The sequence below is a fragment of the Pseudomonas sp. LP_7_YM genome, from assembly GCF_004364435.1.
Lineage (GTDB): Bacteria > Pseudomonadota > Gammaproteobacteria > Pseudomonadales > Pseudomonadaceae > Aquipseudomonas.
In genome coordinates this window covers 567,415-588,185 of the sequence record NZ_SOCT01000001.1, presented here as the reverse complement: position 1 = coordinate 588,185, position 20,771 = coordinate 567,415, and the positions used below count along the sequence as shown (strand labels likewise).

Here is a 20,771-nt window from a genome sequence, read left to right as displayed (position 1 = left end):
GGCCATGAATTCGGGTGAATCAGGAACCCGGACGGCGTGTCAGTCGCAGTGAGCCAGGCGGCGGCTCGTTGAGTACGGCCCAGAAAACCCCGAGATCGGAGATTGCCGAGACAAACTCCTTGAATTCGACCGGCTTGACTACGTAAGCGTTCACTCCCAATGCGTAGGCGCTTTGCAGATCGGGCTCCTCGCGGGAGGACGTCAGCATCACCACGGGCATACTGCGCAAGTCCTCGCTCTCGCGAATGGCCTTGAGCACTTCCAGACCATCGAGTTTGGGCAGTTTGAGATCCAGCAGGAGCACTGCCGGATTGCCGGCAGCGCGGTCATGATGCTGACCACGCCGGAACAGATAATCGAGCGCCTCGGCGCCGTCGCGCAGAACGATCACTTCGTTGGCCAACTGGCTACGTTCCAGAGCGACAAGGGTCAGCTCCAGATCGTTTGGATTGTCTTCCACCAGAAGAATGGGTTTGAGCATTGGGCGTCTCCTCGGACACTCAAAGGGTTACGGTGAGACTGCGCTTTGGCAGCGCAAAATAAAAGGTGGCTCCCTGCCCCAACTCGCTCTGTGCCCACACCGAACCGTCATGCCTTTCGATGATCCGCCTTACGCTGGCCAGGCCAATTCCGGTGCCTTCGAATTCCTCCATCCGGTGCAGGCGCTGGAACACGCCGAACAGCTTGCTCGCGTACTGCATGTCGAAACCCACGCCATTGTCGCGAATGTACACCACGACCTTGCCGTCTTTTTCATAACTGCCAATCTCGATCACGGCCGCACTTTGGGTGCGGCTGTACTTGATGGCGTTGGACAGCAGGTTGCGCATGGCCAGATGCAGGAATGCGGCGTCAGCGATCAGCACCGGCAACGGTTGCGGGATGAGCCACTGCAGGTCGCGGCCTTCGTAATCAGGCTGCATCTCGCGGCGAATGGCTTCGACCATGGCGTTGAGATCGACTTGCGAATAACGCATGGCCGAGCGACCCATTTGCGAGAAACTCAGCAAATTATCCACCAGGGTCCCGGCGAATCGCGCCGACTCGCCAATGTTGTCGAGAAAACGTACGCCCCTGTCAGAGAGCTTGCTGCCTTCTATGTCGCTCAGCAGTTCGGCGTAACCGGCGATGTGCCGCAGCGGCGCGCGCAGGTCGTGGGACACGCTATAGGAAAACGCTTCAAGCTCTTTATTGGACTTCTTCAGTTCTTCGGCGAGCGCCGCCATTTCTTCGGCCTTGCGCAACACGATGCCCAGCACCGCCGTTCGCAGTTCGACGACGCCTTCGGTATCCAGTTCATCCCATGGCCGTGAGAAGCCGCGCATGGTCTCCTGCCACAGCTCAAAACTGTGGCGCGGGTTGAGCGAGCCGTTGTCGCTGAGGGTCTTTTCCGGCTTGCCGGCCCAATTCACCACGCGGGCCTGTTCCGGCCGGAACCAGATGATGTAGTTCGAATGCAGTTCGGAAATGGCCATGGCCAGAACCCCGCTGACTGATGCCCCGAGTTCCGGCAGCTCGGGAATGTCGCGACCAACGTTATCGGACTGGAACACCTCGTGGGACTCACGCGCGCCCAACCAGCGGGCCAGGGCATGAATCTGTTCGCGATCCGGCGTGTCGCCATAGACGTCCAGCGTCGATTCGGAAATCACGGCAGCGCCCGTCGCTTCGACAAACGCCAGCAGAACGTCAGGCATCGCGCGCAGACCACCGATCACGCTGTCCAGATCAGCCATCGAGGCAAGCATCTGCACGATCTGCCTGCGCAGGCTCAGCATGCGCTGTGTCCTGGCCTGGGCTTCCTTGGTTTCGACTTGCAACGACAATACGCTGCCCAGGAGTTCGCAAGCGGTACGGGTCTGGAAGCTGACCGGGTGCGGCGTGGCATGGTGGCAGGCAATGAGCCCCCACAACTTGCCACGCACCACGATGGAAATCGACATCGACGCCATCGTCTGCATATTGCGCATGTACTGCAGGTGCACGGGCGAGACGCTGCGCAGCGTGGCGAAGCTCAGGTCCAGCGGTGCGCCGGTCAGGGGGTTATTGACCGGTACCAAGGGCGAAGGCTGATAGCCGGCGTCCTCGATGACGCGGATACGGTTGGCCAGATACAAGGCCCTGGCTTGAACCGGAATGTCAGAGGCCGGGAAGCTCAGTCCCAGATAGCTGCCATAACCCTGCTCGACGGCCTCGGCGGTCACCTGCCCGCTGCCATCGACGTCGAAACGATAGACCTTGACCCGACCGAAACCGGTGATGCGCCTGACCTCGGCCACCGAGCGCTGACTCAGAGCCTCGATGGACTCGGTTTCCTCCATCTGACTGATAAATGCACGCATCAGCGGATAAATGTTGCCGTAGGCCGAGCCCATGTCGCTAGCCAGCGCGAACTCGGCAATCAGCACGCGATCGTGGCGATGAACCATCATTGCCATCGGCACGCCGGCGCGGCTTCCGTCGATGAAACGCACATCGCCTATGTGAAAGGGGTTCAGGTCGTCTTCCGGCAGTTCTGCCAGACGACCCAGCAGGCGCGGGTAATCATTGAAGACGCGCTGCAGCGCCGCGCCGATCAGCACCTCTGGCGCCAGACCCAGCCAACTGGCGACGTTGGCGCTGACCTGGACAATGCGCATCTTCGCTTCGTCGATAACCAGCACAAAGCCTTGGGGCTGAATACTGCCGGGGATCTGAATCGGCTCGCGGGCGCAATTGTCTATCGCGCTTTGCAGAACTTCCTGGCTGAGGTTCAAAACTGCATCTCCTTCCCCTCAGACGTGTCCCACGGACTTTCGCCAAAGGTGGGTGCCTTACGGTTGGCACTAAATGAATTGGTGTAAACAGTAACAAAAATTGTACAGGTATAGCTCGGTTCAATAGCGCTGGCCCGACAAAAATAGCCGATTCAAACGTCAAGCATGGCGCGGACCTTGTTCAGAAATTCGGCCAGCTGGAAGGGCTTGGTGATCATGTCCATGCCCTCGCCCAAAAACAGCTGACGGTTCAGTGCGTTTTCCGCATAGCCGGTCATGAACAGGACCGGGACTTCCTGGCGCCAGACACGCATCCGTTGCGCCAGCTCGCGACCGTTCATTTGCGGCATGCCGACATCCGTCAGCAACAGATCAATGGATGCGTCGTGCTCAAGCAGCGTCAATGCAGTGTTCACGTCGGCGACCTGGGTGCAGCGGTAGCCAGCGTCAGTCAGCACTTCATTGACAAACATACGTACCGAGGCGGTGTCCTCGACGATCAGCACATGTTCGCCTGCGCCCAATCGGGCGGCTTCCACCACCGGCTGAGGCGGGACGACCTGCTCCTTGGCCGCGGGCAGCATCAGCGTCACCTCGGTCCCGTGACCTAAAACGCTACGTATATGCACGTCACCACCTGATTGCCGGGCAAAACCATAAATGGTCGACAGGCCCAGTCCCGTGCCTTCGCCGATAGGCTTGGTGGTAAAGAACGGGTCGAACACCTTGTCGATCAAGTGGTGTTCGATGCCCACGCCGTCATCGCGTACCGTCAGGGCGATGTACAGGCCATCGTCCAGCCGGGGGTTGCCTTGGGAATAGGCCTCATATGTACTGATCCAGACATTACCGCCATGCGGCAATGCATCGCGGGCGTTGATCACCAGATTGAGCACCGCGCTTTCCAGCTGTCCGGCGTCAACCAGGGCCACGCAGTTGCCGGAGGTCAATTCGAGGGTCAGGCCAATGCGCTTGCCAATGGTCCGGCTCAAAAGCTCTTCAAGCGACAGCACATACTGATTGACGTCGGCGGGCCGGGCGTCCAGCGGCTGTTGCCGTGCGAAGGCCAGCAGACGGTGGGTCAGCGTCGCAGCACTTTTCGCCGACGCCAGCGCGGCATCGGCGTAACTCAGGACTTTCTCGACACGCCCGTCTTCAGTACGTTTCTTGATCAGCTCAAGCCCGGTGATGATGCCGGTGAGCAGGTTGTTGAAGTCGTGTGCGATGCCGCCGGTCAACTTACCGATGGCGTCCATCTTCTGCGCCTGCAACAGCTGCGCTTCGGTCCGTGCCCGCTCGGCAACCTCATGGGCCAGTTGCGTATTGACGCTATCGAGTTGCTGCAGGTGCGACTGTTCGCGGCGTCGGTGCTCGGTGACGTCTTCGACGAACACCAGGCTCAGGTCGTCTACGCGATAAGGAGACACCTGCCATTCGGTCTCGCGCAGATCTCCCTCGACCAGCATGCACAGGGTGCCTTTCCAGCGCTCGCCCGCCATCAGTGCCTTGCTCAAACCGCTGATCGCGGGAGCCTGGTCTTCACTGAAGCATTGCAACAGGTCGTTGTCGGACGCCTGGGCAATCAGGCGGGAAAAAGCATGGTTGCATTCGTGAACCTTGAGCTCGCCGTCCATGACCGCGATCGGTGCAGAGACGTTGGCGAAAATTTCCCGGAACCGATCCTCGCTGTTGCGCAATGCGAATTCGGTATCGCGCACGCGCAGCAGGGTGCGCAAGGTCGCCAGAAGCACGTCGGGGTCTACCGGGTGAACCATGTAGGCGTCGGCGCCCGCCTCAAGCCCGGTGACGATGTCCCCGGTATGGATCGAGGCGGCAGACACGTGCACCACAGGCAGTAACGCGGTCCGCGGCTGGCTACGCAGTTGACGCACGATATCGAAGCCGCTCATGTCCGGCAGATTGACATCGAGAATCAACGCATCCGGGATCTGCTCGGCGATCTGCGCCAGGCCCTCAGCGCCGGTGCCAGCCTCCTGAACCACAAACCCCTGGCGCTCCATGCGCCTGCGCAACGCGTAGCGAGTTGCGATGTTGTCATCGACAATCAGCAGCCGGGTGTCAGCTTTCATCTCCATGCTCCTGGGCCAGCGCCAAGGGAATCACCACATAAAAGGTGGATCCGACACCTGGTTTGCTTTGCAGCCCGACACGCCCCCCGAGCAACTCGGCAAAACGCTTGCACAGCGACAGCCCCAGGCCAGTGCCACGCAGGCGTTTCTGCAGGGGCGAATCGACCTGGATGAAATCTTCGAACAGTGCGCCATGCAGCTCTGGCGGAATGCCGATGCCGGTATCGGTGACGGCGAAGCGTATTTCCCGTTCGCCTTCCAGGCTGGCCGAAATCCGGACCTCACCACGCTGCGTGAACTTCAGCGAGTTGGAAATGAAGTTGCGCAGGATCTGGGCGAGCTTCTTGTCGTCGGTGAACAGCCTGGGCAAACCTTCGGGCTCTTCGAAAATCAGATCCACCGCCGAGGCATCGACGATGGGTCGAAACATCCCGCGCAAGGCGGAGAACAGATCGAGCATGTCAAACCAGGCAGGTGAAATACTGATGCGCCCCGCCTCGATCTTCGCCAGATCCAGCAGATCATCGACCATGTCGCTCAGTTCGCGCGCCGCTGTGCTGACAAATGCCACCTGCTTATGCTGCTCGGGGCTGAGCGGCCCATCGAGCTCATCGTCCAGCAAGCTGGCAATGCTGAGGATCGAACCCAGTGGCGTACGGAACTCATGACTCATGTACGAGAGAAAACGGCTTTTCAGGTCAGACGCCTGACGCAGTTGTTCGGCCTGGGTATCGAGCTCGGCATACAGCGCCAACACCCCCTGATTGGTCTCATCCAGTTCAGTGCGCAACGACTGGGCCTCGTCACGCAATTGCCTTAGCTCTGCTGACTCATCAAAGGCACCGTGGGCGGGGTTGTCAGTCATCGAGCGTCTCCAGAGCAGTCACTAATACCGTTACGTCGTCCCTGTCCCGGCAATAATCGCGATGCAGCACTGCTGCAATAACGGCCGGGTGTCGATACATCAGACCCGGATAGTCACGAAGATTCCAACGCGATTGCAGCCCATCGCTGTACATGATCAAAAGTTGTCCGGCGCACTGCGCATAGGCGGCGGGTGGAACCTTGCGGTATTGCAGACCGACGATGCCCGGATGCGATGCCAGGCCTCGTGGCTTGTCCTCGCCGATCAACGTGGCGCCAATGTTGCCGATGCCGGTGAAGCGCACCCGATCCTGCGCCGCATCGAATTGCGCAACGGCCACAGCGCCACCGCGGGAGCCTTGCATCTCGCGGTGTATGTCATCGAGCAGCACGCCCGAATCAGCGAACGCATCGCGATTGAATGCCAGCGCGCCTGCTTTCGCAGCCTCCTCGGCTTCAGGCCCATGGCCCAGCCCGTCGATGACCAGAACGCTGAGTTGCCGCCCGGAAATGGCAACCTCCCAGACATCTCCGCACGCCGGATCGTCATGCAACGAACGCTGGCACACCCCAAGACGCAAGTCCTTGACCGTCGTCGAGCGCGGGTAGAAACGCGTGAGCAGCACGGTGCCTCGATTATCCGAATGCACATCGAACACCTGCGCCTGACGCAGGATCGAGCCCAGGCCAATGCCCTGGGTGCCCCGGGTGGAAAACCCATCGACCATGCAGTCCTGCACATCGAAACCCTGCCCTCGATCGATGGCGATGACCTCCAGACCGGGAACGGGGCCAGGCAATGTGCGCAGGTGCAGTTCGCCATTGCTGGCATGTTTGAGAATATTGCTGGCAAGCTCGGTCACCACCAATGCCACGCGACCGGAGTCGGTGGCATCCATTCCCAGTTGCTCTGCGAGCTTCTGAGCTGTTCGCCGCCCATAACCTACCTGGCTGGCGTCTTCGATAGTCAGCACTTGTGTCAGGCTGCTGTGCAGTCTCAAGTCCATTTGCAGATCGTCACCCGAGTGCCTGCGCCGGGCGCCGTGTCCAGTTCAAAGTCGTCAACCAGACGCTTGGCTCCGGTCAGCCCCAATCCCAACCCCCCACCAGAAGTCCAGCCGTCGGTCATGGCCAGCTTCAAGTCAGGAATGCCGGGGCCTTCGTCACGAAACGTCAGCCTGAGACCGGAGCGTACGCCGTCTTCGACGATCGCCCAGTCCATGTCTCCACCCCCGCCGTAGACCATGGTATTGCGCGCCAGCTCGCTCACCGCCGTCACCAGCTTGGTCAGATCGATCAACCGCATGCCGCATTCCTGTGCCAGCTTGCGGGCGGTTTGCCGAGCCAGTACCACATCCTGTTCGATCCGAATGCCTTGAGTACCGCTGCTGCGCACGTTCATTGTGAACAGGCCCGCTCGCGCAACAGCTTTATGCCGCGTTCAACGTTCAGCGCAGTGCTGACGCCTGGCAATGTCATGCCCAGTTCTACCAGGGTGATCGCCACGGCGGGCTGCATGCCCACCAGAACCGTCTCGGCATCCATGATCCGCGACAGGCCGGAGATCATGCCGATCATGCGGCCAATGAAGGAGTCGACCATGTCCAGCGCCGAGATATCGATCAATACACCACGCGCCGAAGTCTTGCTGATGCGCTCGGACAGATCGTCCTGCAGCGTCAGGGCCAGCTGATCGTGCATATCGACCTGAATGGTGACCAGCAGAAAGTCGCCCATCTGCAGAATCGGAATCCGCTCCATGGGCTTATACCGCCTTGGCCACGGTCAGACCCAGACGACGCAGCGCCAACGCCAGGGCGTCGGCCAGGTTGGCCTTGGTGACCACGCCTTGCAGGTCCAGCCCCAGGTGCACGATGGTTTGGGCGATTTGTGGCCGCACACCGCTGATGATGCAATCAGCTCCCATCAGGCGGATGGCGGTGACGGTCTTGAGCAGATGCTGGGCGACCAGCGTGTCCACGGTCGGCACGCCGGTAATGTCGATGATGGCGATTTCGGAGCCGGTATCGACGATGCGCTGCAGCAGCGATTCCATGACGACCTGGGTGCGCTGGGAGTCCAGGGTGCCGATCATCGGCAACGCCAGCACGCCGTCCCACAACTTGACGACCGGGGTGGAGAGTTCCAGCAGTTCTTCCTGCTGGCGCTTGATCACCGCCTCCCGCGACTTCTGGTAGGTGCGGATCGTGTACATGCCCAGCGAATCAAGCAGTTGGGATATTTCCCACAATTGCTCGGCGAGCACCGCCGGGCTGTCGGCGAACTGCTCCTGCAGCAAGGTGAACAGCGGACCCTTCAGCGAAAAAATGAAATGAGCCGTCTGCTGCGAGTCCTGGCCGGCGAGTGCGCGCTGGTGCGACAGCTTTTCGAGGAACTGGCGAACTTCGTCCCAATCGCTGCTATTGATGCTTTGCGAGCCACTTTTCTCAAGAGCCGAGGTTAACAGGCGAAGAAATTCAGACGTTTGTCGACCGGCATCTTCAGCTTTCAGATTGCGCGTGGCACCACTGGCTTCAAGATCGGCCAGCCAGCGAGCAGTCAATTGCGCTTCGGAACGCTTGAGAGAATCCAGGGTGATTTGCTGCAGTACTGCCATGAGGTTGGCTCCTGAGGTTTTACTCGTCGATAGCTGAAATGGAAGAGCCCGACGATGGGCAGACACACGGAAATGGCCAGGAATTATGTCCACTACCGGATGTATTCCTAACTTGTTAAATACAAAGCGCTTTTGATACAGCGAGCGGAAGCGACGAAATACCCTGCCGCCGCGTTGGTGTCAAGCTAACATCATTAAAAATGAAAGGTTCACTGTTGCCGGACGAGCGTTCCAACGCCTGTCATCGGCCAGGTGACTGGTTTGATCCGATCAACCACAGAACAGGCGAGGCAGATTAATGATCGGCAATAGATGTACAAACACCATCGAGTATCCGCATCCCGCCTAGAAGAGACTTCCGCTGACCTGCACATAAATCGAAAACACCCCCAGCAGAAACCAAAACCCGGTGAATAACCACGGAGTTCGCATGGAGAACATCAAGGATTTCTTGTATCCCTTCTCACTTGACTCATGCTTGCTGAACAGTGGCGAATCATCGTATGCAAGTCCCATTGCCGGCTGACTGTGCAATAACTGGCTTTGCTTGAAATGCCAGTGATCGATAATCTCATACGCTGCGCGAATCCCGGGCCAGGCATGCATCGAACTGATCAATCCCAACAGCGTAAGAAAAGGTGGCACCACAAGGGTGAACAACTTGCCCCATTCCGGATTCAGATTTGCCATCGATGAGGCGAAAGCAATCACCAGAAACGACTGGGCAGAGAGATAGGCGTTGGTGCGATTGGAAAGAATCGCCGTCTCGTACTGGATTTCCTTGCGATAAAAATCCAGCCGCTCTTTAGGCGTACCAAACAGTATTGCCTCAGCGCTCTGTACGTCGGCAACAGCATGGCTGCTGGTAATGATACTGGGTGCCACCGTTTCACGCTTCAAAACCAAAACTCCCTGATAGTGCATCGATACAGGCCAGCACCGCTCTACGTATCCGACACCGGTATTAATGCGCCGATCTCATTCAGCGCAAATTGTCGGACAGCGGCGTAGGTTGATCTGCCGCCGGCGCCGCAGGCTCATTCCAATCTTCGGGACGTTGACCCTCAGGGTCTTTCCAATCCTCTGGGCGTTCATCCTTTTCCCGTTCGTCCTCATCATCCAGTGCATCTGGATCAAGATCCTGATCGGCGCTGGGCAATTCTTCAGGTTCGGTGATCGGCATGGTGGGGTCGACTGACATAAAGACCTCTTTTCTTTGGAGCCCGGAAGATGGGCGATGTCTTTTTGAGGCGTGCGGTTGAACAGTGTGCCGTAAATGTGACAAACGGTAATGCTCAGCTCACGCCCGTTTCACTTGAGCGCTCCTGATGCGCGTCCCATACAGCGCAATCGGCGCTCTTCCACCCGTTGCGCGAACCATGCCGTCGTGAGTTTGCGAGTGATCTTCGGGCTCTGCAGGACGATGCCCGGAAGAATAGCCCGGGGTAACGGCTTGCCGGCGGCTTTGTCGGCCAATGCGAAAATCTGCTTGTACAGGTCAGTGTCCTCCAGCTCCAGCATCTCGCCCTTTTCCAACGCATTACGGACAGTGGTGTTGCGCATGCCCAGTTGCGTATGCAGGCTGCGCACTGCCAGTTCGGTCTGCCCCAGTGAAGGGCCGAAACCGTAGCTGATCAAGTCACCGTCCAGTGCAAGGCGCCTGCCCGAAAGGCGCGCCACGGCGCTCTGGAAAGCGGCGTTGCGGCTGGCGTACCAACCGGCATTGAAATCGGCGAAGCGATAAATCGGTCTGTCATAGCTCACCGGATAGCCCAGCAGATGCGCAACACCGAAGTACACGCCGCCCCTTCGGGTGAACACCTCGTGGCGAATCGAATCCTTAACCGGATACGGGTAATCGCGCGCCTGCTTTTCAGCGAACTCGATACTCACCTGCATGGGCCCTGCGGTATGCACCGGGTTGAAATTGCCAAACAGCGTTTGACCCATCGGCACCATACCGATGAAGTCATCGAAGATGGCGCTCAGGTCCTTTTCAGTACGGGCCGCACTGAGGCGTTCGTTATAGGTCTTGCCGTTAGGCGAACGGATATCCAGCGCGCTGCGCACCAGCAGATCAGGAATGTGGGCCTTGCTTGCACGGCGGTCGATTTCATCCTGCGCGATCTTGCCCATGCCGGGCACTGTGGGATCGACCTGGTAGTTGGATTCCTGTTCGGCCACGGCCAGCACCGAACACAGATTCTCGACACTGGGGGCGATTTTCCGTGTTTCGAACGCGGTGTAAATATCGTTCGCCCAGCCCTGACGGTCCACCACGCGGGTGGGCAGCAGACGAACGATTTCACTGCGAACCCGTTCAGCAGATGGCGCAGGGGGCTGATTGCGTTGCGAGCTGCAACCGGCCAGGAGCGCAATAAGCACAAGGCCAGCCACTGCTTGAGGACGGAAGGTGAATCCTTTCAAGGGCATGAAATCCAGATCGTTGAACATTGATTTGCGCATATGGACAGCGCGCTTTGTCGAGTGACTCACCCCCTCACGCGTGCACAGCGGTCAGCACTGCCCCGCGCCTCACACCTCCATTAGGAGAACCAGACAGTCCGACCTGGGATCCTGAACAGCGGCTCACGAATGCTGAGATGAAGGCACGATTGCGAAGAGTTGTACGATGACGTATAACAAATTCATCGTATTGAGTTGCCTTCCAACGTAAATAACGAGCCTCTAATAAAAATGAAAATACGCTTCCTCTCCCGCCTCGAAACAGCCCCAGAACAGGCTTTGGCCTTCTCTCATCCGGTTCTACCTCTTCTCTGGGCCTATCTGCGGCGCAGGCGTCAATAGCCGTGCTTCCCCTGCATGCCTGCGGTAAACCGTGCTGTCATCTGACAACCCCGGTTCACTGCAAAGGCTATTACCCGCAACACAAGGCATCACGCACCCGGTGAAGCGGGACGGAGAGAACATGGACCCAAGAATAACAATCATCCTGTGTCTGACCGCAGGCTACTTCGTGGTCATGTCCTATATCGGCTACAGCGTGCGCAAACACGCCAAAAGCAGCGAAGGCTTCACCAGCGGTGGTCGCAGTTTTCCACCCTTTCTGATCGGAGCGCTGCTGCTCTCCGAGTTCATCGGCAGTTCGGTCAGCATCGGCACCGCGCAAAAGGGTTTCGAAGCAGGGATCTCCGCAGCCTGGAACCTGGTCGCCCTCTCACTCGGCTTTCTGCTGCTGGCACTGGTGTTGGCGAGGAAATACCGCGAAACCGGCCTTAACACCATTTCCGGCATCCTTGCGCAGAACTACGGCCAGGGCACGCGCTATGCCGCTTGTGTGCTGACCATCTGTGCGCTGAGCATCGTATCGGTGGCTTTGTATGCCAGTGGTGGTGCCGTGCTGGCAGCGGTCCTGAACATCGACAAGACAGTCGCAATCCTGCTGGTGGGCGTGATTACGGTGTTCTACGTCAGCGTCGGCGGTATGCGCTCGGTGGTCTACACCAACTTTGTGCATGCGTCGATCAAATACCTAGGCATTGCCCTGGCCTTGGCTTTCGCGCTGAACGCCACCGGCGGTATCGGCGCCATGCAGGCCAGGCTTCCAGCCACCCTGTTCGACTTTACCGGTGTGGGCTGGGGGCAGATCTTCGCCTGGATGATCGCCGGTATCGGCTCAATCTTCGCCACTCAATACGTGATTCAGGCGCTGGTCAGCACCCGGGATGAGAAGACCGCCAAACGCGCTTGCTTCTATGTTTCTTCGCTGATGATCCCATTCGGTCTGATGGCTGCGATGATCGGTATGTGCAGCGCGTACCTTTACCCCGGCATCAAGTCCATTGATGCTTTCCCGGCCCTCATCGCGCACATGCCTACGTTCTCGGCGAGTCTAGTGGTGATCGGCCTGGCAGGGGCCTTGTTCGGCGGCATTTCGGCCAATACCCTCGCTTCGTCCACGCTGCTGTTGAAGGACTTTTACGATCCGTTCTTTAACAAGGACAATAACGACCGCAAGTCGGTGATGTTCATTCGGTTATCGATCGTGGCGGTCGGTTTCCTGCCGCTGGTGCTGGCCCTGTATGCCGACAAGATCCTGCTGATCGCCTTCCTCGGCAAGGCGCTGCGCGCCACCCTCGCCGTCATCGTGTTGATGTGTTTCTACGCACCTAAATTCGGCACCGGCCGTGGCGCACTGGCCGGGATTATCCTGTCGGTGTTCTCCACCATCGGCTGGTTTCTGGCCGGCAACCCTTACGGCGTCGACAGCTCGTACTTCGCCCTTTTCGCGCCGCTGCTGACCATGGCCATCGCCGAACTGCTTAAATCCGGGCGGGCGGAGCCACAACCTGTGTTAAACAAGAACGGCTGACCCGCCACTCGTATGTGTAATCAAGGCGTAGTTCATTACCAGAGACCACGCCGCCAGGAGGAAACCATGAGCGACAAGAAAGCCGATGTTCTGGTCTGGGGCCCAATGCACATTGCCCTGACGCACAATCTTTATCGCGACTTTACCGTGCACAATCGTTGGGAAACCACCGACATCGACGCCTGGGCCAACGAGCATGGCGAGAAGATTCGCGGTGTGATCACCAGCGGCGTCTACGGCACCGACAACGCTTTGCTCGACAAGCTGGAGAACCTGGAGGTGGTCAACAGTTTCGGCGTTGGCTATGACGCGATCGACACTGACTATCTGGCACGCCGCGGCATCAAGTTGAGCAATACACCGGACGTGCTGAACAACGCCGTTGCCGAAACCGCGATGTCCCTGATGCTTTGTGTGTCGCGACGCATCAGCGAAGCCGAACGCTTCGTACGAGCGGGCAAGTGGCCGACCGGCAAATTCCCGCTGGGTAACGATCTGTGTGGCAAGACCTGCGGCATCGTCGGCCTGGGCAAGATCGGCAAAACCATCGCCAAACGCGCTGCAGCATTCGAGATGAACATCGCATATTTTCGTCGTGGTCAGCCCTACCCGGATGTGCCGTATACCCACTACGCCGATCTGCTTGAACTGGCCAAGGTCGCGGACTACCTGATTGTCATCGTGCCGGGCGGCCCTGACACTCAGCATTTGATCAACGCCGACGTACTCAAAGCGCTGGGGCCGAATGCGTACCTGATCAACGTCGCCCGAGGCTCAGTGGTCGACGAGCAGGCACTGGTCGCCTCGTTGCTCGACTCGGGCATCGCCGGTGCCGGTCTCGATGTGTTCGAAGACGAGCCCAGCGTTCCAGCCGAGCTGCTGACGCTGGAAAACGTGGTGCTGACTCCGCATATCGGCAGCGGCACCTACGAGACGCGCCAGGCCATGGCCGATCTGGTGTTCGCTAATGTCAGTCGCTTCTTCGATGAAGGCGAACTGGTGACGCAAGTCTCCTTGTAGTCCTTTAACGCAGGCTCGTCGTCGGCCCTCCAGCCTTTGCCGACGACGACACGCTGCGCTGCAATACCTCCCTCTCCTATCCTGACACACGACGACCGTAGGTCAGTCTTCATCACCTGCGGCCAACTTTTCTGGATAATGCCGGTCCAACCGCCCCGAACATGAAGACGGGAGAGTGCTGCTTGAATATTGCCGGTGTCATCTTTGATTGCGATGGGACCCTGGTGGACAGCGAACGGCTGGCTGCAGGGTTGCTGCGCGACATATTGCAGGAACATCGGGTAACGCTGAGCGTCGACCAGGTGCTGGCACGCTTTCGCGGGGTGCAGTTCGCGCTGTGCATGCAAGGCCTGTGTGACGACTACCCGTGGTTGCCCAGCGTGGAAATCGTCAACACCTTCAGGGCACGTACCTTGCCGCTCTTGCAGGCCGAGCTGGAAGAAATGCCCGGCGCTGTGGACTTCGTGCGCACGCTGTCGCTGCCCAAATGTGTAGCCTCTAACGGCCCTCGCAGCAAGATCGAAACGTGCCTGAGCACCGTCGGTTTGCTCGACGTCTTTCATGGCCTGATCGTCAGCGCCTATGAAGTCGACGCATGGAAACCTTCACCGGTCCTCATCGAACACGCCGCAGACCTTCTGGGCCTCAAACCGCAAGAGTGCCTGCTGGTCGAAGACAGCATCCCCGGAGTACAGGCCGGACTTGGCGCAGGGGCTCAGGTCGCAGGTTATGGCGACACAGACTTCTCCGAATTTTCTGATCACGCCAACTTTCATCAGGTGAAGAATTTTGCTGAGCTCAAAGCACTGGTGCAACGGATGAGCTGAGTGCCTCAATCAACGATGATGAGGCTGGATGGGCGCGGCCGAGCAAGATCGAATACCGTTGTCAGGTCGTGTTTGTCAGTGAGCTGCCCTGCCGACATGTCAAGCGGCGCTTGCCTGACATCGGCGAACCCGATACTGTACATAAAACCAGTATCGAGAAATCCCATGCAGCTGATCGACAAGCTGAGCATCCTTGCTGATGCCGCCAAGTACGACGCCTCCTGCGCCAGCAGCGCCGCTCCCAAACGCAGTTCCGAAGGCAAATCCGGAATCGGCTCCAGCACCGGCATGGGAATTTGCCACAGCTATACCCCGGACGGTCGCTGTGTCTCGCTATTGAAGATTCTGCTGACCAATTTCTGTCTGTACGATTGCCAGTACTGCGTCAACCGACGTTCCAGCGACGTGCCGCGTGCGCGATTTACGCCAGAGGAGGTCGTGACCCTCACGCTGGACTTTTACCGTCGTAATTGTGTCAGCGGGCTGTTTCTAAGTTCCGGCATCATCCGTTCAGCGGACTACACCATGGAGCAGTTGGTCCGGGTGGCGAAGCTGCTGCGTGAGGAGCATGAATTCCGGGGCTACATCCATCTCAAAACCATCCCAGAAGCCGATCCTGCCCTGATCGAAGAAGCCGGACGCTACGCCGATCGCCTCAGCGTCAACATCGAGCTGCCTACACAACTGGGTTTGCAGGCTCTGGCACCTGAAAAGGAAATGGGCTCAATCAAGCAGGCGATGCAGACCATCTACACTGGCCAGCAGACCGTCCTCAACGAACCAAGGGCGCCGCGGTTTACACCCGCCGGACAAAGCACGCAGATGATTGTGGGCGCAGATGACACCGACGACAGTACGCTGCTGCATACGGCCGAATCTCTGTATGGGGATTTTCGCCTCAAGCGCGTGTATTACTCAGCCTTCAGCCCGATTCCCAACAGCCCGAAAAGCGTCCCGCTAACTGCGCCACCGCTGATGCGCGAACACCGCCTGTATCAGGCCGATTTCCTGCTGCGTGGCTACGGCTACAGCGCAAACGAACTGCTCGAAGGGCCAGGGCATCTGGCGCTGGATATCGATCCGAAACTGGCGTGGGCCCTCGAGCACCGCGACGTCTTTCCGCTCGACCTGAACCGAGCTGAACCGGCGATGATCGCGCGAATCCCCGGCATTGGCATTCGCACCACCAAGCGACTGGTAGAGCTGCGGCGCCAGCGGCGAATCCGCTATGAAGATCTGACCCGACTGCGTTGCGTGCTGGCCAAGGCCCGGCCTTTCATCATCACCAGCGATTACCATCCGCGCCAGTCAGAAAGCTCCAGTGTCATGCTGCGCGAACAGTTGCGCGACCGTCCCCAGCCGCAACAGATGGCTCTGTGGGCATGATCATTCTTGACTGTGACGACTTGTTTGATACCTGGCGACAGCAGGCGCGGTGGTTACTCAGTCACCAGATCAACCCGGATCAAGTGAGCTGGAGCGTGCGTCAGGACGCTGATCTGTTCACCAGTGACGACAATTATCCCGAGCAGATGGGCCCCATCCAGCCGCGAGTGCCGCTGGAACTGGTGGAGCTTTTGCAGAACGCTGCTCAATACTGCGGCGAGCAGCGCTGGAGTCTGTTGTATGAAGTGCTATGGCGGGTCAGCCATGGCGACCGTACGGCCATGCTGGCGGGGGACAAGCTCGGCAGTGAACTGCATCGACGGCTCAAGCAGGTCAGTCGCGAAGCCCATCATCTGCATGCTTTTCTGCGCTTCATCGCCCTGCCCGTCAGCTCGAGCGCCAAGGATCCAGCGGTCAAGGCAGCCTTGCTGGAAACCCGCTCTCTGCCCGAATACGTTGCCTGGCATGAGCCTGCTCATGACATCCTGCGCCGCGCCAGCGAGCACTTCATCGGCCGCCTCGGCCGACATCGCTGGATGATCGCAACGCCTCAGGACGGCGTTTTCTATGATGGCCAGCAGTTGATCTACAAACGCCAGTGCCCTGCTGCATGGCAAGCACTGGCCCGAAACGCCGACGACCCACACGGCGAACTGTGGCTGACCTATTACAGCCATATCTTCAATCCGGCGCGACTTAATCCCAAGGTCATGCAAGGTCATCTGCCTGCGCGCTTCTGGAAAAACCTGCCGGAAGGCCCGCTGATTCCCGCATTGATCAGCGAAGCACGTACCGGCAAACAGCGTGACGGTCAGGCAAGGCAAATTGCCGGACGTAAGGGCAAAATGATTCAGGCACGGGACTAGCGACAAAATAGCGTGGGGAGGAGCTTGCTGACGTAAGGAGGTCTGCCGGATCCGGGAGTATGTAATAACGCCTTGAGAAGCAAGCTTTCAGTCGCAGGCTATTGCGCAATATATTATTGCTCATGCAACGCAGCCTGCATCCCCGCTGTGTTCAATGGCGAACCCAGCACCGTGCCAAAGAACTCCACGGCCTCGCTGCTGAGGCTGCGATGGATTTCTTCTCGATCGACACCCATCGCATCGTTACAAAGCCCCGGTTGACGCGCGCGTTGCTCGTCGTCGCAGGGCGCCATGAAAACGAAATGTCCAGCGCCAGGCAGTAATTTGAAATTCGATACGTCTGGCAACTTGCGCGCCAGCGCTTCCGCATTCTTGTCGATGGCCAGCAGCTCGTCACCGTCGCCGCTGTACAGCAGAACCGGCACATGGACATCCGCCAATGTCTGGCGCCCAAACATCAAACCTAGCGGCGCCATCAGCATCAACGCGCCCACTCGCGGGTCGGCCTGTGCATGCAGGTCGTCCCGATCCGCCAACAGCTCGCCTTGAGTCTTGCACGCATCGCGATCCTGCGGACGATCCATGCAGTACTGTCGCAGGCGCTTTAGATCCGGTTGTGCTCCTGCAAGTATCAGAGCAGTCTCGCCACCCGCCGAGTAACCGATGACCCCGACCCGGCGCGCACTGATAAAAGGCGACAGCATCGGATCAAGCAGTGCCGCGCTGATTGCCTCGGAAATTTGCAGGGGCCGCCCATATAAATTGCTCAGGCTGCCGAGTCGGCTGTGATCCAGATAGTTGTCACCGGGGTGAAATACGGCGACCAATACGAAGCCCTTGCGCGCCAGGGAAGTCGCCAGGTCATGCAGGGCCAATGGCGTACCGGTGTTGCCGTGAGAAAGCATCAGCAATGGAAAACGCCCCATGGCGATGGCCGCGTCTTCGGTCGCTTCAACAGGATAACCCTGAACTTGCGTAACATTGTCCGGATCGGTAGATGGATAAAAGGCGAAGGCATGCATGGGCCGGGAATCCAGCGGATCGAGGAATGTCAGCTCATGAAAGCCGACGCTCCAAGTTTCAAGCTCACTGGCTTGCACCGAAAACAGGCCACCGAAGAGGCTCAACACTATCACTGCACAAAGACGCATCATTGCAATGCCCCCTCACCTTCTCAATCCGTGCGCTTCGAATCAGACCTGTAAGGCCTGGAGTCCTTTTAAACTGCTGCTCGTCGTTATGTGACCGATGCGGGCTGATAACATTCAGCCATTTTTGGATCAACAGTGCACAAGGCGGGCCAAGCGCGGAAAAATCAAGGTCGTTGGCAGAATGACGACCCATATTGATCGCATGCCGCTTTTAAAGCCGTGCAGGACAAAGATTACTCGCTAAAGAAACAGTGAATGCTGTCGCGTCGCTGAACACGCTTGTTTAACAGGTCCACACACGACAAACGCCCCGACACCGTAAGCCATAAGGGCTTGGGTGACAGGGCGTTTATCGAGCCAGATCAGTTTTGAATCTGATGGCTATTGTCAAAAGCGACTCAAACGAATAGCGATTCGTCGATGTACTTCTGCGCGGCAGCCAGCGCGCTGGAACGCGGTTCTTCACCATAGGCCAAGCCATGGGCAGAAACGAATTGCAAGTCGGTGACGCCCAGAAAACCGAACAATACTTTGAGCAGATCATCATGGCCGGCGCTGGTAGCTTGGCCGGCATGCAGTCCGCCCGCAGTGGACACGACGATCACTTTTTTGCCTGTGCACAGACCTACCGGGCCGGCTTCGGTGTAGCGGAAAGTACGACCGGCAACGGTGATACGGTCGATCCAGGCTTTTAGCTGGCTAGGGATGGTGAAGTTGTACATCGGTGCGCCGATGACTACGACATCGGCTGCGAGGAATTCTTCCAGTGTGGCTTCGTTGGTTGCCACTTCCAGTTGCTGAGCCGCGCTTCGCCCTTCGGCCGGTGTGCTTAGGGCTGCGAGCGAGGCGCCGGAGAAATGGCTCAGGGAGTCGTTGGCCAGATCGCGATAAACCACTTGAGTATCTGGCTGCCGGGCAGTGAACGATTGAACGACGCTGCGGCTCAGCTGGCGCGAAGTCGAATGGTCGCCAAGGATGCTGGAATCGATGTGCAAGAGTTTCATTATGAACGTCCCAAGTGAGTAGCCGCCGTCTGGCGATCGAATGACGATAATCCTACCCTGTAACCCAATAGCTGATTAGGCAGTAAAAATGCGATAGTTCGTTCCATTAACAGGACAATAGAGCAGCCAGTGCAGAATCTTAATGACCTCTATTACTTCGCCAAGGTGGTGGAATCCGGTGGCTTCGCGGCAGCCGGCCGCGCACTGGGGATTCCCAAATCCCGGCTGTCGCGCCGTATAGCTGCGCTCGAAGCCCGACTCAATGCCAGCCTTCTGCAGCGCACTACGCGCAAACTGGCACTGACGACGGTGGGCGAGCGTTATCTGCAGCACTGTCAGGCCATGTTGCTGGAAGCCGAGATGGCCGACGAGGTAGTCGCTACGCTTTCTGCCGAGCCCCGTGGGCGCCTGCGCGTCTCGTGCCCGATGGGCATGACCCATTGGAACCTTAACCAGGTGGTCACCGACTTTCTTGCTCGATATCCACAGGTACAGCTGGAGTTACTGCTGGTGAACCGTCGAGTCGACCTGGTTAACGAAGGCATCGATGTGGCCATGCGGGTAAGGGATATCGGAGATGAAGATCCGAGCCTGATCGTACGGCATCTGGCGCCAGCGGGTGCGGTATTGGTAGCCTCCCCTGCGCTGCTTGCTGGCAAGCACATCCTTGCACCGGAAGATTTGAGTGGCCTGCCGGTTCTGGGTGCGATTGAAGCCGATCGCAAGGTGCATTTCCAGTTACAGCATCAAGGGGGTCGGCGCCACGAAGTAATTCTCGAAGCACGCCTGGCGGTGGATGATTTCACCGTTCGCAAAGCGGGTGCCTTGGCAGGGCTGGGGATCACCACGCTGCCGATGATGAACTGTCACGACGCGCTGGCTGATGGCAGCCTGGTGCGGCTGCTGCCGGAGTGGTCGATGTCGACTGGCAATCTTCAAGCGGCTTATACGCAACGCCGGGGAGCACTGCCTGCAGTAAGGGCGTGGCTTGACCATGTAGTACAGGCATTCGCCGTGCAACAGACCTGATCGTGAGTCAGCCTCACTGCAAGACACAGGATTGAATATGAGTATCGAAGACGCCGCCGCCTTTTGCCTGCAGCTCCCTGGCACACGGGAAGACTACAAATGGGGTGGCGTGCGGGTGTTCTCCATCGCTGAGACGAAAATGTTCGCCGTCATGGGGCTGGCCGGAAGCGACCTGTCGTTCAAGGTCGGCGCGGACCTGTTTTTGGGGTACCTCGATCGCCCGGATGTGCGCCCGGCCCCCTATCTGGCCCGCGCACACTGGATCACGCTCAACCACCCCTACCCCATAAGCGACGAGGAGCTGCGCAGTCTGCTAACCCGCTCTCACCAACTGGTGGTCAGCAAATTGCCCAAACACCGCCAGATCGCACTCAAGCTGTAACCGGGCGCAACTCAATAAAAGTGCCGGGTCAGGAATGTGCCGCCCATCAGCACGCGGTCGATCCAGAACAGTTCGTGCAGCATCACGATCAGCCAGAACACCCATTGATAGGAAAGCTTGCGAGTCTTGTGTCGGAACACTTGCTGCCCGACCAACGCGCCCGGCCAGCCGCCTAGCAACTCGGCCGCGTGCAAAATTTTCTCCGGCGTACGCTGTCCTTTGTGTCGAGCCTGCTTTTTGTCGTAGCCATAGAGCGCAAAGGTGAGCAGGCTCATAAGAGGATAAATGGCCGATGGCAGCCACGAGCCTGCGCCCAAGCCGGTCGCTATCAGCCCATAGACCGGCAAGGCGCACAGCAGCAAAAGCAGCCCAAGCTTCAACTTGAGAAAACGCACTGGACGCCTATCGGTGTCGCTGGCTGCAACAGGCTTGAAGCGCTGACTCAT

At 58.6% G+C, this 20,771-nt stretch carries 21 protein-coding genes; 7 read left to right on the top strand and 14 right to left on the bottom strand.

The window, feature by feature from the left end; all coding sequences use genetic code 11:
* Nucleotides 1-19: 19 nt before the first annotated feature.
* From EC915_RS02730 to EC915_RS02680, 11 genes are all read right to left on the bottom strand, one after another.
* Complete coding sequence (locus EC915_RS02730) at nucleotides 20-481, bottom strand: response regulator (protein ID WP_133748979.1); 462 nt, start codon at nucleotides 479-481, stop codon at nucleotides 20-22.
* A gap of 19 nt (nucleotides 482-500) precedes the next feature.
* Nucleotides 501-2,756, bottom strand: a complete 2,256-nt coding sequence (locus tag EC915_RS02725) for an ATP-binding protein (protein WP_133748978.1) — start codon at nucleotides 2,754-2,756, stop codon at nucleotides 501-503.
* A gap of 152 nt (nucleotides 2,757-2,908) precedes the next feature.
* Nucleotides 2,909-4,846: a response regulator gene (locus tag EC915_RS02720; RefSeq protein ID WP_133748977.1), complete on the bottom strand. Its 1,938-nt coding sequence runs from the start codon at nucleotides 4,844-4,846 to the stop codon at nucleotides 2,909-2,911.
* Nucleotides 4,836-5,711: a sensor histidine kinase KdpD gene (locus EC915_RS02715; protein WP_133748976.1), complete on the bottom strand. Its 876-nt coding sequence runs from the start codon at nucleotides 5,709-5,711 to the stop codon at nucleotides 4,836-4,838. Before EC915_RS02715 ends, EC915_RS02720 begins: the two co-directional genes overlap by 11 nt.
* Nucleotides 5,704-6,717 (bottom strand): ATP-binding protein, encoded by a 1,014-nt coding sequence (locus tag EC915_RS02710; RefSeq protein WP_177413341.1) that lies wholly within the window; start codon nucleotides 6,715-6,717, stop codon nucleotides 5,704-5,706. The genes EC915_RS02715 and EC915_RS02710 overlap by 8 nt, the downstream gene beginning before the upstream one ends.
* Nucleotides 6,708-7,112, bottom strand: coding sequence for an anti-sigma regulatory factor (locus EC915_RS02705; protein WP_133748975.1), 405 nt, complete (start codon nucleotides 7,110-7,112; stop codon nucleotides 6,708-6,710). Before EC915_RS02705 ends, EC915_RS02710 begins: the two co-directional genes overlap by 10 nt.
* Nucleotides 7,109-7,471, bottom strand: a complete 363-nt coding sequence (locus EC915_RS02700) for an STAS domain-containing protein (protein WP_133748974.1) — start codon at nucleotides 7,469-7,471, stop codon at nucleotides 7,109-7,111. Before EC915_RS02700 ends, EC915_RS02705 begins: the two co-directional genes overlap by 4 nt.
* Nucleotides 7,472-7,475: 4 nt before the next feature.
* Nucleotides 7,476-8,327, bottom strand: a complete 852-nt coding sequence (locus tag EC915_RS02695; protein WP_133748973.1) for an STAS domain-containing protein — start codon at nucleotides 8,325-8,327, stop codon at nucleotides 7,476-7,478.
* A gap of 345 nt (nucleotides 8,328-8,672) precedes the next feature.
* Nucleotides 8,673-9,200, bottom strand: a complete 528-nt coding sequence (locus tag EC915_RS02690) for a hypothetical protein (protein WP_133749402.1) — start codon at nucleotides 9,198-9,200, stop codon at nucleotides 8,673-8,675.
* Between the two features lie 109 nt (nucleotides 9,201-9,309).
* Nucleotides 9,310-9,528 (bottom strand): hypothetical protein, encoded by a 219-nt coding sequence (locus EC915_RS02685; RefSeq protein WP_133748972.1) that lies wholly within the window; start codon nucleotides 9,526-9,528, stop codon nucleotides 9,310-9,312.
* Between the two features lie 110 nt (nucleotides 9,529-9,638).
* Nucleotides 9,639-10,760, bottom strand: a complete 1,122-nt coding sequence (locus EC915_RS02680) for a DUF1615 domain-containing protein (RefSeq protein WP_133749401.1) — start codon at nucleotides 10,758-10,760, stop codon at nucleotides 9,639-9,641.
* A 496-nt stretch (nucleotides 10,761-11,256) separates the two neighbouring features.
* Between EC915_RS02680 and EC915_RS02675 the strand changes: the two genes are divergently transcribed.
* The 5 genes from EC915_RS02675 to EC915_RS02655 all read left to right on the top strand — a co-directional run bounded on the left by EC915_RS02675 (nucleotide 11,257) and on the right by EC915_RS02655 (nucleotide 16,759).
* Entirely contained in the window at nucleotides 11,257-12,660 is a 1,404-nt protein-coding gene (locus EC915_RS02675; RefSeq protein WP_133748971.1) for a sodium:solute symporter family protein, read from the top strand.
* Nucleotides 12,661-12,726: 66 nt separating this feature from the next.
* Nucleotides 12,727-13,680, top strand: a complete 954-nt coding sequence (locus tag EC915_RS02670) for a 2-hydroxyacid dehydrogenase (RefSeq protein WP_133748970.1) — start codon at nucleotides 12,727-12,729, stop codon at nucleotides 13,678-13,680.
* 182 nt (nucleotides 13,681-13,862) lie between these two features.
* The gene (locus tag EC915_RS02665; protein ID WP_133748969.1) at nucleotides 13,863-14,507 is read left to right on the top strand and encodes an HAD family phosphatase; all 645 of its coding nucleotides are present in this window, start codon (nucleotides 13,863-13,865) and stop codon (nucleotides 14,505-14,507) included.
* A gap of 165 nt (nucleotides 14,508-14,672) precedes the next feature.
* The gene (locus EC915_RS02660) at nucleotides 14,673-15,893 is read left to right on the top strand and encodes a putative DNA modification/repair radical SAM protein (protein ID WP_133748968.1); all 1,221 of its coding nucleotides are present in this window, start codon (nucleotides 14,673-14,675) and stop codon (nucleotides 15,891-15,893) included.
* Nucleotides 15,890-16,759, top strand: coding sequence for a TIGR03915 family putative DNA repair protein (locus tag EC915_RS02655; RefSeq protein ID WP_133748967.1), 870 nt, complete (start codon nucleotides 15,890-15,892; stop codon nucleotides 16,757-16,759). Before EC915_RS02660 ends, EC915_RS02655 begins: the two co-directional genes overlap by 4 nt.
* 113 nt (nucleotides 16,760-16,872) lie before the next feature.
* Here EC915_RS02655 and EC915_RS02650 read toward each other — a convergent pair whose 3' ends face one another.
* Complete coding sequence (locus EC915_RS02650; RefSeq protein ID WP_133748966.1) at nucleotides 16,873-17,913, bottom strand: dienelactone hydrolase; 1,041 nt, start codon at nucleotides 17,911-17,913, stop codon at nucleotides 16,873-16,875.
* Between the two features lie 395 nt (nucleotides 17,914-18,308).
* Nucleotides 18,309-18,914, bottom strand: coding sequence for an FMN-dependent NADH-azoreductase (locus EC915_RS02645; protein ID WP_133748965.1), 606 nt, complete (start codon nucleotides 18,912-18,914; stop codon nucleotides 18,309-18,311).
* A gap of 129 nt (nucleotides 18,915-19,043) precedes the next feature.
* Here EC915_RS02645 and EC915_RS02640 point away from each other — a divergent pair, with 129 nt between their 5' ends.
* Both EC915_RS02640 and EC915_RS02635 read left to right on the top strand, forming a co-directional pair.
* Nucleotides 19,044-19,943 (top strand): LysR substrate-binding domain-containing protein, encoded by a 900-nt coding sequence (locus EC915_RS02640; protein WP_133748964.1) that lies wholly within the window; start codon nucleotides 19,044-19,046, stop codon nucleotides 19,941-19,943.
* A gap of 37 nt (nucleotides 19,944-19,980) precedes the next feature.
* Nucleotides 19,981-20,325, top strand: coding sequence for an MmcQ/YjbR family DNA-binding protein (locus EC915_RS02635; protein ID WP_133748963.1), 345 nt, complete (start codon nucleotides 19,981-19,983; stop codon nucleotides 20,323-20,325).
* An 11-nt stretch (nucleotides 20,326-20,336) separates the two neighbouring features.
* Here EC915_RS02635 and EC915_RS02630 read toward each other — a convergent pair whose 3' ends face one another.
* Nucleotides 20,337-20,771: a DUF1294 domain-containing protein gene (locus EC915_RS02630; RefSeq protein ID WP_133748962.1), complete on the bottom strand. Its 435-nt coding sequence runs from the start codon at nucleotides 20,769-20,771 to the stop codon at nucleotides 20,337-20,339.

Coding starts and splice junctions, on each gene's coding strand:
- EC915_RS02730 (WP_133748979.1), bottom strand. CDS start 481: ATGCTCAAACCCATTCTTCTGGTGGAAGACAATCCAAACGATCTGGAG.
- EC915_RS02720 (WP_133748977.1), bottom strand. CDS start 4,846: ATGAAAGCTGACACCCGGCTGCTGATTGTCGATGACAACATCGCAACT.
- EC915_RS02715 (WP_133748976.1), bottom strand. CDS start 5,711: ATGACTGACAACCCCGCCCACGGTGCCTTTGATGAGTCAGCAGAGCTA.
- EC915_RS02710 (WP_177413341.1), bottom strand. CDS start 6,717: ATGGACTTGAGACTGCACAGCAGCCTGACACAAGTGCTGACTATCGAA.
- EC915_RS02705 (WP_133748975.1), bottom strand. CDS start 7,112: ATGAACGTGCGCAGCAGCGGTACTCAAGGCATTCGGATCGAACAGGAT.
- EC915_RS02700 (WP_133748974.1), bottom strand. CDS start 7,471: ATGGAGCGGATTCCGATTCTGCAGATGGGCGACTTTCTGCTGGTCACC.
- EC915_RS02695 (WP_133748973.1), bottom strand. CDS start 8,327: ATGGCAGTACTGCAGCAAATCACCCTGGATTCTCTCAAGCGTTCCGAA.
- EC915_RS02685 (WP_133748972.1), bottom strand. CDS start 9,528: ATGTCAGTCGACCCCACCATGCCGATCACCGAACCTGAAGAATTGCCC.
- EC915_RS02680 (WP_133749401.1), bottom strand. CDS start 10,760: ATGCCCTTGAAAGGATTCACCTTCCGTCCTCAAGCAGTGGCTGGCCTT.
- EC915_RS02675 (WP_133748971.1), top strand. CDS start 11,257: ATGGACCCAAGAATAACAATCATCCTGTGTCTGACCGCAGGCTACTTC.
- EC915_RS02670 (WP_133748970.1), top strand. CDS start 12,727: ATGAGCGACAAGAAAGCCGATGTTCTGGTCTGGGGCCCAATGCACATT.
- EC915_RS02660 (WP_133748968.1), top strand. CDS start 14,673: ATGCAGCTGATCGACAAGCTGAGCATCCTTGCTGATGCCGCCAAGTAC.
- EC915_RS02655 (WP_133748967.1), top strand. CDS start 15,890: ATGATCATTCTTGACTGTGACGACTTGTTTGATACCTGGCGACAGCAG.
- EC915_RS02650 (WP_133748966.1), bottom strand. CDS start 17,913: ATGATGCGTCTTTGTGCAGTGATAGTGTTGAGCCTCTTCGGTGGCCTG.
- EC915_RS02645 (WP_133748965.1), bottom strand. CDS start 18,914: ATGAAACTCTTGCACATCGATTCCAGCATCCTTGGCGACCATTCGACT.
- EC915_RS02635 (WP_133748963.1), top strand. CDS start 19,981: ATGAGTATCGAAGACGCCGCCGCCTTTTGCCTGCAGCTCCCTGGCACA.
- EC915_RS02630 (WP_133748962.1), bottom strand. CDS start 20,771: ATGAGTCAGCGCTTCAAGCCTGTTGCAGCCAGCGACACCGATAGGCGT.